Here is a 10,241-nt window from a genome sequence, read left to right as displayed (position 1 = left end):
TTTTTCCTCCTCCTTCTTTTTTCCTTTTGTTTTTTTTTGTTTTTTGTTTTTGACCCCCCTTGTGTGATTTGGGGGGTCGGCCCCTGGGGGTGTGCCCCCCCCCGGCCGTTCCCCGACTGTCAGCCGCTGAAGCCGGCCACGTTCGCCTTCGTGACCACCTTCACCGGCACCTTCACCGTCTCCTCGACCTTCTTGCCCTGGAGCGCCTTCAGGGCGTTGTCCACGGCGATCCTGCCGAGCTGGGACGGCTGCTGCGCCACGGACGCGTACAGCGTGCCGCCCTCGACCGCCTTGAGCCCGTCGGGCGTGCCGTCGAAGCCGACCACCGACACCGACCTGCCGGCCTTGGAGCCCAGCGCCTTGATCGCGCCGAGGGCCATCTCGTCGTTCGCGGCGATGACGCCCTGGACGTCCGGGTGGGCCTGGAGCAGGTTCGACATCACGTCGAGGCCCTTGGTGCGGTCGAAGTCGGCGGGCTGCTGGGCCACGACCTGGATGCCCGGGTGGGCCTTGAGGCCGTTGGCGAAGCCCTGGGCGCGCTCGCGGGCGGCGGAGGTGCCGGCCTGGCCCTGAAGGATCACGATCTTGCCCTTGCCGCCCAGCTTGTCGGCGATGGTCTTGGCGGCGAGTTCACCGCCGGCGACGTTGTCGGAGGCGACGAGCGTGTCCACCGGGGCCTTGTTGACGCCCCGGTCCACCGCGATGACCGGGATCTTCGCCTTGTCGGCCAGGTTCACCGAGTTGCTGGCCGCGTCCGAGTCCACCGGGTTGACGATGATCGCGCCGAGGCCGGCACTGGTGAAGTTCTGCAGCTGGTTGGCCTGCTGGGACGCGTCGTTCTGGGCGTCCGTGACGGTCAGGTCCACGCCCCGCTTCTCCGCCTCGGCCTGGGCGCCCGCCCGGATCTGCACGAAGAAGGGGTTGTTGAGGGTGGACAGCGACAGGCCCATCTTCGGGTTGCTCGTGGCGGAGGAGCCGTTGTGCAGGAAGGACGTGGCACCGACGATCGCGACGGTGACCACGGCCGCGAGCGCGTAGGTCGCCGCCTGCCTGCCCTTGTCGCCGCCGGTGCCGGCCGCGACCGGCGTCGCCCCGGCCTTGCGGCGGGCAGTGTCGAGCAGCACCGCCAGTGCGATGACGACACCGATGACGACCTGCTGCCAGAACGCGGAGACGTTCAGCAGGTTCAACCCGTTGCGCAGCACGGCCAGGATCAGCGCGCCGATCAGCGTGCCGGACGCCTTGCCCGTACCGCCCGCGAGGGAGGCGCCCCCGATGACGACCGCGGCGATCGCGTCCAGTTCGTAGCCGTCGGCGGCCTGCGGCTGCGCGGAGGACAGCCGGGCGGCGAGGACGACACCGGCGACGGCGGCGAAGACGCCGGAGAAGGCGTAGATGGCGAGTTTCTGCTTCTTCACGCGCAGGCCGGACAGCCGCGCGGCCTCCTCGTTGCCGCCGATCGCGTACATGGAGCGGCCGATGTAGGTCCGGCCGAGTACGAAGGCGGCGATCAGGCCCATGACGACCATCACCAGCACCGGCACGGGCAGCCAGCCGCCGAGCGTGTCCCCGAGGTGGGAGACGGAGTCGGGGAAGGCGATCGGGGAGCCCTCGGAGATGACGAGGGAAAGGCCGCGGGCCACGGACAGCATGGCCAGTGTGGCGATGAACGGCGGCAGCTTGCCGTAGGAGATGAGGACGCCGTTGACCAGTCCGCAGACGATGCCCGTCGCTATGGCGAGGAGTACGGCCAGGAAGACCGGAACGCCCGCCGAGGTGGCGCTCCAGGCGAGGACCGTGGCCGACAGCGCGGCGACCGAGCCGACCGACAGGTCGATGCCCGCGGAGACGATCACGAAGGTCACGCCGAAGGCGAGGATGGCGGTCACGGCCGCCTGGACGCCGACGTTGAGGAGGTTGTCCGTCGTCAGGAAGTCACCGGACAGCGCCGACATCGCGATGACGAGGACGATGAGCGCGGTGAGCGCGCCGTTGTCGAGCAGGAGGCGGCGCAGGCGCCCCGGGGCGCCACCCGCGCCCGTCGTGCTCTTGAGCGTGTCAGTGGCCACGGGAGGCCTCCGTTCCGGTCGTGTTCGGGGTCGTCGGGCTGCTGACGGCGAGTGCCATCACGGCGTCCTGGGTCGCCTCGCCGGCGGAGAGTTCACCGGCGATCCGGCCCTGGGCCATCACCAGCACCCGGTCGCTCATGCCGAGCACCTCGGGGAGGTCGCTGGAGATCATCAGGACGGCCGCGCCGGCGGCGGTGAGTTCGTTGACGAGCTGGTAGATCTCGACCTTGGCGCCGACGTCGATGCCGCGCGTCGGCTCGTCGAGGATCAGCACCTTGGGGTCGGCGAGCAGCCACTTGCCGATGACGACCTTCTGCTGGTTGCCGCCGGAGAGTGTCCGCACGTGCTGGCCGAGTCCGGCCATCCGCACGCCGAGCTGGTCGGCGATCCGCGCGGCGGCCTCGCGCTGGCCCTTGAGGTCGACGAGGCCCGCGCGCGTGGCCGACCGCAGCGTCACCAGGCCGAGGTTCTCCTCGACCGACGCGTCCAGCACCAGGCCCTGCCCCTTGCGGTCCTCCGGGATGAGCCCGATGCCGGCGGTCATCGCCGCGTTGACGTCGTACTTGGCGATCGGGGTGCCGGCGACCTCCACGGTGCCCCGGTCGTACGCGTCGGCCCCGAAGACCGCCCGTACGACCTCCGTACGGCCGGCTCCGACGAGCCCCGCGATGCCGACGACCTCGCCGGCGTGCACCTGGAAGCTGACGTCGTGGAAGACACCGTCCCGGGTGAGCCCCTCGACGGACAGCAACGCGGCGCCGGGGTCGGCGCGTTCGCGCGGGTACTGCTGCTCGATCGAGCGCCCCACCATCAGCCGTACGAGCTCGTCCTCGGGCGTGGAGGCCGGGACCTGCCCGACGCTCCGGCCGTCGCGGATGACGGTCACCCGGTCGCCCAGGGCGGCGATCTCCTCCAGGTGGTGCGTGATGAAGACGATCCCGACGCCGTCCTCGCGCAGCCTGCGCACGATCGCGAAGAGCTTCTCGACCTCCCCGGAGGTGAGCACGGCCGTCGGCTCGTCCATGATCAGCACGCGCGCGTCCAGGCTGAGCGCCTTGGCGATCTCGACCATCTGCAGGCGGGCGATGCCCAGTTCCCTCACCCGCGCGCGGGGTGACACGCTCACGCCCACCCGTGTCAGGAGGACCTCGGCGTCCGCCTCCATCCGCTTCCGGTCGATCATGCCGAAGCGGCGCGGCTGGCGCCCCAGGAAGATGTTCTCGGCGACCGTCAGGTCGGGCACGAGGTTGAACTCCTGGTAGATGGTGGCGATCCCGAGCCGCTCGGAGTCCTGCGCACCCTGGATGCGCGTCTCCTCACCGCCGACCAGGATCCGCCCGGCGTCGGGGGTGTAGGCGCCGGAAAGCATCTTGATGAGGGTGCTCTTGCCCGCGCCGTTCTCACCGAGCAGCACGTGCACCTCGCCCCGGCGCAGGTCGAAGTCGACACCGTCCAGCGCCACCACGCCCGGGAAGGTCTTGCGTAGGCCCTCGATGCGCAGCAACTCGTCCGCGTTGCTCACGACTGGCTCCTGTTCGTTGCGGGGTTCTCGTCGGGGTTCTCGCCGCAGGAGCGGCGTACGACGAGGCGGGCGGGGAGGGTGACGGACTCGCCGGGCCGTCCCTCGATGCGGTCGACAAGGGCCCGTACGGCGGCCCGGCCCAGCTCGCCCGTCGGCTGGGCGATCGCCGTGATCGGCGGATCGGTGTGGACGAACCACGGGATGTCGTCGAACGCGGCCAGCGCGAGGTCGTCCGGTACGCGCAGGCCACGCGCGCGTACCGCGTCCAGCGCGCCGAGCGCCATCAGGTTGTCGGCCGCGAACACGACCTCGGGCGGCTCGGCCAGTGCGAGGAATCCCTCGGTGACCCGGCGGCCGCTCTCGGCCTGGAAGTCGCCCTGCCCTGTGTAGGCGTCGGGCAGTTCGAGCCCGTACGCGCCGAGCGCCTCCCGGAAGGCCTCGACGCGTTCCTGGCCGGTCGTGGTCGCCGCCGGGCCCGCGATGATCGCGAGCCGCCGGTGCCCGAGCCCGTGCAGATGCGCCACGAGGTCCCGTACGGCGGCCCGCCCGTCCGCCCGGACGACCGGCACGTCCACGCCCGGGATCCACCGGTCCACGAACACCATGGGCGTCCCGGCCCGGGCGGCGTCCAGCATCAGCGGCGAGCCGCCGTCCGTCGGGGAGACGAGCAGGCCGTCGATCCGGCGGTCCAGGAGGTTGCGTACGTGGTGGTCCTGGAGGTCGGGCCGCTCGTCGGCGTTGCCGATGATGACGCTGTAGCCGAGCGCGCGGGCCTCCTCCTCGACGGAGCGGGCCAGTTCGGTGAAGTACGGGTTCAGTACGTCGCTGATGACCAGGCCGAGGGTGTGGGTCTGGTCGGTGCGCAGCGAGCGGGCCACGGCGTTCGGGCGGTAGCCCAGGGTCTCGACGGCGGCCCGCACGCGGGTGCGTGCGTCGGCGCTGACCGACGGGTGGTCGTTCAGTACGCGCGAGACCGTGGCGACGGAGACGCCGGCCTCGGCTGCGACGTCCTTGATGCTGGCCACCGCCGCTCCACCTCCTTGTGGATCAGTTGTGCGAGCACTCGGCGAGTGCTCGGCGAGTGCTCGTGGAATCGATTACACCGACAGGTGCATGGAATCGATTACACGACGGTAAAGCAAGACTCCCCAGGCACCTCTTGACCGGATCGTGATGTCCCGGGGCACGGCCCGGCGGTCCGGTGCCGGCCGCACCCACCCCCGATCGGCTCACTGCGCGGTTCCCACCGTCGCCTTCGAGCGCGACGGGCACGTCGTCGCGGGTCGTCGCCGTCCTGACCCGTCGGCTCCGGCCCCCGCATGGGCGCCCACCCGGCACGACGGGGGCGGGCCGACGCAAGGCGACCCCGGCCGACGGAGGACTGCCGCGGCCGGCGGTGGACGCTGATCAACCGGTACGCACCGGCCGGCCGGCCCGGCGCCGCGACCACATGCCGGCCTGCACCGTCGGCGTCGAGCGCAGCGCCACCGAGGTCGCCAGCGCCACCACCGAGGAAACCCGCGCCGTCTTCGCCGGCCTGCCCGGCGGTTCCGACCACTCCGTAAGGTAATCGCGAGTCCGGCGCACGGCTCGGCCGCGCCGGCTGCGGTCGGGCCGGGGAGGAAAGGCCGCGCGCCTCCCCCGAACTCCGGCACGTCGGCCACGGTGACGTCAGGGCGATGTGGGCGTATGCATGGACGGGAGCGGCGCTCAGCATGCATGCGGTGGAACGGCAGAAGCACGTCCCGCCCCCGACCCGGACGCGAGCGAGGCCCCCGGCAAGATCATGCCGGGGGCCTTCTGCTGGGTCGAGCGGGGCCGGGAGGCGGGGTCACCGGGACGGGCCCAGCACAGCGTCCTGCGGCAACCACTCGTCCGGGCGGGGGTGCGACCGCCGTCGAACCAGGTCGACGGGGTTCAGCCCGGAACCGGGATCAGTGGGACTCGTCGTAGGGGTCACGACTGCCGGACTTGGCCAGACCACGGCTGATCATGTAGCCAACGGTCAGGATCACGATGTACAGCCATGCCTTGTCGGCGCGGAAATAGTCGGTGTGTCCCTCTTCGGTGCCCACCACCATGGAAGCGATGAGGACCGCGACCACGGAAGCGAGGTAGATGAAGAACTCGGTCGTCTTCAGGGCCGACTTCGTCTCGGTCGACAGACGACGGGGACGATGCCCGACAGGGTCGGCGCCCGAGTGGTGGGCCGGGTTACCGAGGGGGTTTTCCATGCTCATGGTGGTGCATCCATTCTGTCGCCGGGAGTGCTCGATGCGCTCCGCGAGGAGAAGCCGCGTCGAAGATCAACGCCCTCGTCCGACGAATACCCGGAACCAGCCAAATAAACATGGCCTAAATACGTGTTCACATCAGGTATCGCGCCGGAACTTCGCACCTCATGTGCCACCGCAGGAGGCACGAAGGCTCCGTGCCTGCCGCTGCGGAGGACCGCCCTGATGTCGCCCGACCACGGCGCGGACGGGTTCGTGCCGTCAGGCCTGGGGCCGGCCGCCCGGCAGGAGCACCAACGGCTCGCTCTCACGGCCGGCCACCGGGGTTGATCAGGACCGACATCCGCTCCAGCCGCCTGGGCGAGGGCAGCCTCGCGCACCGCCTGGCGAAGCCGTGGCCGGACTGGCCGGTCCCTCCCCGCAGACCCACGCGGCGAGGATCGTCCCCCTGCTGTTCACCGAAGCCCTCAACGGTCGCACCGCCCTGATGCGCGACGACAAGGCCCAGGCGATCCTGCCGACCGCCGGACTCGGCACGGACTACAGCGACCGCTACCTGGACGCATCCGAAGCCAGCCTGTGCCGCGCCGCCGGCTGACCCCAAGAGTCGGAGACGGCCCCCTCAAGAAGCCAGGCGAACCCGGCGTCGCCGGCCTCGAAAGGACCAGGTCCTCGAAGAGGCCCTCGATCGACCGGTCGCCGGCTTCCGGGCGACGCACCGCTCGACGCGCGCCCCGAGCGGGTACGGCGGCCGGTCGGCGGCGTCGATCACGACCAGGTCGCCACCGAGCGCCTGGAACCCTCTCTCCACAGTCCTTGGTCCGCGAGGTCTCCGAAGAGCTCCGGAGCTTCGGGATGGGTGCCGCGGAAGTGGGGGGCGGCCGCGGCCGGTCGGTGCCGCGCCGCGCGCGGGCGTGCGAGGAGCGCCGAAGGAAGCACCGCTCCCCCATCCGGAGCACGCCCCGCCCAGGTCACGGGAGCGGGCCGTGACGTCCAGCGGCAGCCCGTTCAGCGGCCTGCCGACCAGCGCGGCGTGGCTGCGGCCTGGGCACGGGCCCAGGCCCGGCTCGGGCCCGGAGTCGGGGCCGTCACGGTCGTGGCCCTACACCCGGCCGCGCAACAGGTTCGCCTCGCCGTCGGCGTGTTATGCGCAAAATGGCACAAAGGGGGCTTAACGTACTTTTCTGTCCGATTCCATCCATCACTGATGATGTCGACTTCGACGGAAGTGGAGATGTTGTGCGCAAGCTTCGCAACGCCGCCCTGGTAGCTGCCATGCTCGGGAGCTTCAGCATGCTCGGGGCCGGTGCCGCCGCGGCCTACGGCGACCAGGACGGCACGGGCAAGGACGGCAACGTGGTCGTGTGCGACCAGCAGTCCGAGATCAGCCAGGACACGTTCCAGCTCGGCCTCATCAACGTCGCGACCGGGCCCATCACGGTCCTCGGTAGCGGCCCGGCGACCGCGGTCGCGGTCCAGCAGATCTGCAGCGGCGAGGACACCCTGGCCGCGAACGAGGCCGAGGCCGAGACGGGGGCGGGTGTCGACCTCGACCTCGACCTTCTCTGAGCGCTGACGATTCGCCCGAGATGCTCGGCTGGGATTGCCCAGCCGGGCATCTCGCGTGCACGGCTGTTGTGTAGCGGCCGCGCCGACGGCGAAGTGGTCCCTGAGCGGAAGCCGCATGTCAAAGTTGCAGGTCCGGGTCGCGAGCCGACGGCGAGCGGTCGGCGGGGCGGGCGAACAAGCGCACCGCCCAGGCAGAGAACGCCCTGGTCTGAAAAGCTGCCCCCTGGCGGCCGGCGAGCCCGGCGGTCCGGCGACCGGACGGGGCGCCGGACCCTTCGCCGTACGACCGTCTCCCCAGCGGCAGCCGCGCACAGCCTCCTTCACCAGGGTCCCGGCCGAGGTGCCGGCGCGTCCGCGCTGAATTCCGGTGGCGTCGGCGCGGGCCCACGGGCCGCCACGGGTTCGCCCGGCCGCCGGGGCACTGCCGTGAGCGGCGCCGGGCGCGGCTGCGGCCTGCGGGGACGGGCATGCGCCGCTCGCAGTCGTACCGTGTCGGCGGGCTACCGGGGCGCGGCATGAAGGAAACATGTTTGTTCGAGCCGGAACGGTGCAGACGGTCTGCTAACACATTCTTTATGCGACGAGACGGAGACGCACCATGGGCATCATCGCGTGGATCATCATCGGTCTGCTCGCCGGCGCCATCGCCAAGGCCCTGATGCCGGGTAAGGACCCCGGCGGCATCATCATCACCATGCTCATCGGCATCGCCGGCGGTCTGCTCGGCGGCTGGCTCGGCAAGGTCATCTTCGGCGTCGACTCCATCGACGGATTCTTCGACCTTTCCACCTGGATCGCCGCGATCATCGGCTCCGTCATCCTGCTCCTCATCTACCGCCTCATCGCCGGCAACCGGCACTCGCACCGTCACGCGTGACCCGCTGAGGGCATACGTTGCCCGACCGACTCGGACGGCTCCCCCCCTTTTCGCGGGGTGGGAGCCGTTCGCGTGTGCGGTGCCCGCTCCGGTCGGCGCGTCAAGGAAATGGTGCGTTCGTCCCGGACCAGGGCGGTATCGGTGCGCAGCCGGTGCCGCAATCCATGTCGCGGTCCGCGTCCGGGACGGCCGCGGCCACGCAGTCGTCCAGGCCGGGGCGGTGGAAACCGCGGATGGGCGGGACGCGGCGATCCGTTCGCGCGAGGCGGCCTTGGGGGGGCGGGCCGGGGCGCGGGCCGGCCGTTCAGAGGCAGCCGGTCGGGCAGCGGCCCGGCGAGGGGGACAGCCCGACGCTGTCCGTCTCCGCAAGGCGCACGGCGGACAGGATGCGCACACGGCTACCGTCGTTTGCCGTGTTCCCGCAGCCGGGTAACGCGGCATTACTCACGACGGGGATCAGGGGGCATCACGTGGACGCAAGTATCACTTCGGCGTTGATCGGGGCCGTCGCCGTGGGCGGCACGGCTCTGGGAACGGTGCTCGGCGGGTGGGTCCAGGCACGTGGCGGCCAGGCTCAGGCCAACGCAGCCCAACAGGCCGCCCGGATAGCGGCACAGGCCACGCACCATCAGGCTCTGTACGACCGCCGCTGGTCGCTTCTGGCGGTTTACCTCCGAGCCGCCAGCGAATGCATGGAGGCCGCGGACCAGCTTTACACCACCGACTCCCTGTCGGACACCCGACGGCGCTGGCACGCGTTCACACTCGCCCACGCCGAGGCCGAATTGGGGGCGCCGGCGGCGCTCCTCGTCCCCATCGACGATGTCCGCAAGGCCGTGGGCCGCATGTACTGGACGGCTCAGCGGTCCGCCCCCGCCGAGCGCGCCTGGAAGGAGCTGCGCAGGCGGGCGAAGCAGGGGGATGCGGCAGCGGTCCGGGCGCGGGGAGCGGTCGAGAGACTCTGGGAAGCGGATGAGCACGTCCCCCTCGCGCAACGGGCTTCGTCGCCGGAGTACGTGAACGCGGAACAGGCCCTCAACGACCTTCCCGGACTTGACCATGAGCACACGGCTCTCCTTCTGCACAGGACGCAGCAGCAGCGGGAGGCCGCCAGCCGCGACAGGGAGACGCGCAAGGAGAACCATCACCTGGCGCGCCGGGAGCTGGTGGCGGCAGCGCGGAACGTGTTCGGCACCGACCGCTCCTGACCGAGTACGGCCCACCGAGGCCCCGGCGGGTGCCATCGGTTCGGCACGGGGACCGTGCCGAAGGCACCACGAGCGGGCCGCAGAGGCGTACACCGGATTCCCCGCACCGCTCGCCGGTCCGCCCCGCCCGGACGGCGGGCCGCCGTGGGTCGCGCGGGCCCCGGTATGCCCCGCCGCGCAGCGGGTACCGGTGCCTCATGCAGCCGTTGGTTCAAGACGTTCACACCGTGATGCGCGAGGAGATGGGCAACGCACGGGAGGAGGCGACCCTGAGTCTGACGGAGGCGCAGCGGGGCATCGTGGCGCTGACCGCCGGCGGCGCGTTCGGCGTCCTCGCCATGTGGTCGGCGCACACGACGCTGCTGCGCGGCCTGGAACGTGTCTGGGACCCTCAGCGCGTCGCGGGCGTGCTCACGCTCGCCTACGCCTCCGGGGCGTCGGCCCTCTTCCACTACGGCTCGAAAAGGCTGCGGGTGGCCCGCGGTGCGTCCCGGGAGGTGCTGCACTCCTCGATGAACGTGGTGCGGCAGGTGGCGGACGAGATCGCGGATGCCTGACGCCTGACGCCTCCGTCGGGGCCCGGCCGCGCCGGACCGTGCACGGTCGCGTGCGCGACCGTGTCGGCCGGGCGCCGCCCGCCGGTCGCGCGGGGGTCGCGGGACGGGAGTCCTCCTGCCGGCCGTCCCGCGCTCTCCGGAGCGGTGAACACCGCCCTCGGCAACGTGTTCCGGCACCCCCTCTCGGGTCCGTCCAGCGGTGCGA

10 protein-coding genes are annotated in these 10,241 nt (G+C 71.3%); 6 read left to right on the top strand and 4 right to left on the bottom strand.

From position 1 onward, the window contains the following. Window positions 1–119: 119 nt before the first annotated feature. The 3 genes from AB0H53_RS17205 to AB0H53_RS17195 are packed head-to-tail and all read right to left on the bottom strand — an operon-like array spanning window position 120 to window position 4,616. Complete coding sequence (locus tag AB0H53_RS17205; protein ID WP_362113194.1) at window positions 120–2,069, bottom strand: substrate-binding domain-containing protein; 1,950 nt, start codon at window positions 2,067–2,069, stop codon at window positions 120–122. After that, the gene (locus tag AB0H53_RS17200; protein ID WP_362113191.1) at window positions 2,059–3,591 is read right to left on the bottom strand and encodes a sugar ABC transporter ATP-binding protein; all 1,533 of its coding nucleotides are present in this window, start codon (window positions 3,589–3,591) and stop codon (window positions 2,059–2,061) included. The genes AB0H53_RS17205 and AB0H53_RS17200 overlap by 11 nt, the downstream gene beginning before the upstream one ends. Further along, on the bottom strand, window positions 3,588–4,616 hold the full coding sequence (locus AB0H53_RS17195; RefSeq protein WP_362113188.1) for a LacI family DNA-binding transcriptional regulator: 1,029 nt from the start codon (window positions 4,614–4,616) through the stop codon (window positions 3,588–3,590). Before AB0H53_RS17195 ends, AB0H53_RS17200 begins: the two co-directional genes overlap by 4 nt. A 371-nt stretch (window positions 4,617–4,987) precedes the next feature. Between AB0H53_RS17195 and AB0H53_RS17190 the strand changes: the two genes are divergently transcribed. Further along, complete coding sequence (locus tag AB0H53_RS17190; protein ID WP_362113185.1) at window positions 4,988–5,161, top strand: hypothetical protein; 174 nt, start codon at window positions 4,988–4,990, stop codon at window positions 5,159–5,161. Between the two features lie 364 nt (window positions 5,162–5,525). Here the strand turns inward: AB0H53_RS17190 and AB0H53_RS17185 are convergent, their stop codons facing one another. Further along, the gene (locus tag AB0H53_RS17185) at window positions 5,526–5,831 is read right to left on the bottom strand and encodes a hypothetical protein (protein WP_362113182.1); all 306 of its coding nucleotides are present in this window, start codon (window positions 5,829–5,831) and stop codon (window positions 5,526–5,528) included. Window positions 5,832–6,219: 388 nt separating this feature from the next. On the opposite strand from AB0H53_RS17185, the gene AB0H53_RS17180 reads away from it, so the two are divergent. The 5 genes from AB0H53_RS17180 to AB0H53_RS17160 all read left to right on the top strand — a co-directional run bounded on the left by AB0H53_RS17180 (window position 6,220) and on the right by AB0H53_RS17160 (window position 10,036). After that, window positions 6,220–6,423: a hypothetical protein gene (locus AB0H53_RS17180; protein WP_362113179.1), complete on the top strand. Its 204-nt coding sequence runs from the start codon at window positions 6,220–6,222 to the stop codon at window positions 6,421–6,423. 641 nt (window positions 6,424–7,064) lie between these two features. Beyond that, a complete protein-coding gene (locus AB0H53_RS17175) occupies window positions 7,065–7,394 on the top strand; it encodes a hypothetical protein (RefSeq protein WP_362113176.1) in 330 nt (109 codons plus the stop codon). Window positions 7,395–7,992: 598 nt separating this feature from the next. Continuing rightward, window positions 7,993–8,271 (top strand): GlsB/YeaQ/YmgE family stress response membrane protein, encoded by a 279-nt coding sequence (locus AB0H53_RS17170; protein ID WP_362113173.1) that lies wholly within the window; start codon window positions 7,993–7,995, stop codon window positions 8,269–8,271. 470 nt (window positions 8,272–8,741) lie between these two features. Continuing rightward, window positions 8,742–9,479 (top strand): hypothetical protein, encoded by a 738-nt coding sequence (locus tag AB0H53_RS17165; RefSeq protein ID WP_362113170.1) that lies wholly within the window; start codon window positions 8,742–8,744, stop codon window positions 9,477–9,479. Between the two features lie 206 nt (window positions 9,480–9,685). Next, on the top strand, window positions 9,686–10,036 hold the full coding sequence (locus AB0H53_RS17160; protein ID WP_362113167.1) for a phage holin family protein: 351 nt from the start codon (window positions 9,686–9,688) through the stop codon (window positions 10,034–10,036). The last annotated feature ends 205 nt before the right edge of the window (window positions 10,037–10,241 follow it).

This window comes from Streptomyces sp. NPDC050856, assembly GCF_040653855.1.
GTDB lineage: Bacteria > Actinomycetota > Actinomycetes > Streptomycetales > Streptomycetaceae > Streptomyces.
Note: the sequence above shows the minus strand (reverse complement) of the source record. Positions and strands in the feature narration are given on the sequence as shown.

What these genes read in the sequence shown, in the direction of transcription:
- AB0H53_RS17185 (WP_362113182.1), bottom strand. Translation starts at nt 5,831, where the DNA reads ATGAGCATGGAAAACCCCCTCGGTAACCCGGCCCACCACTCGGGCGCC.
- AB0H53_RS17170 (WP_362113173.1), top strand. Translation starts at nt 7,993, where the DNA reads ATGGGCATCATCGCGTGGATCATCATCGGTCTGCTCGCCGGCGCCATC.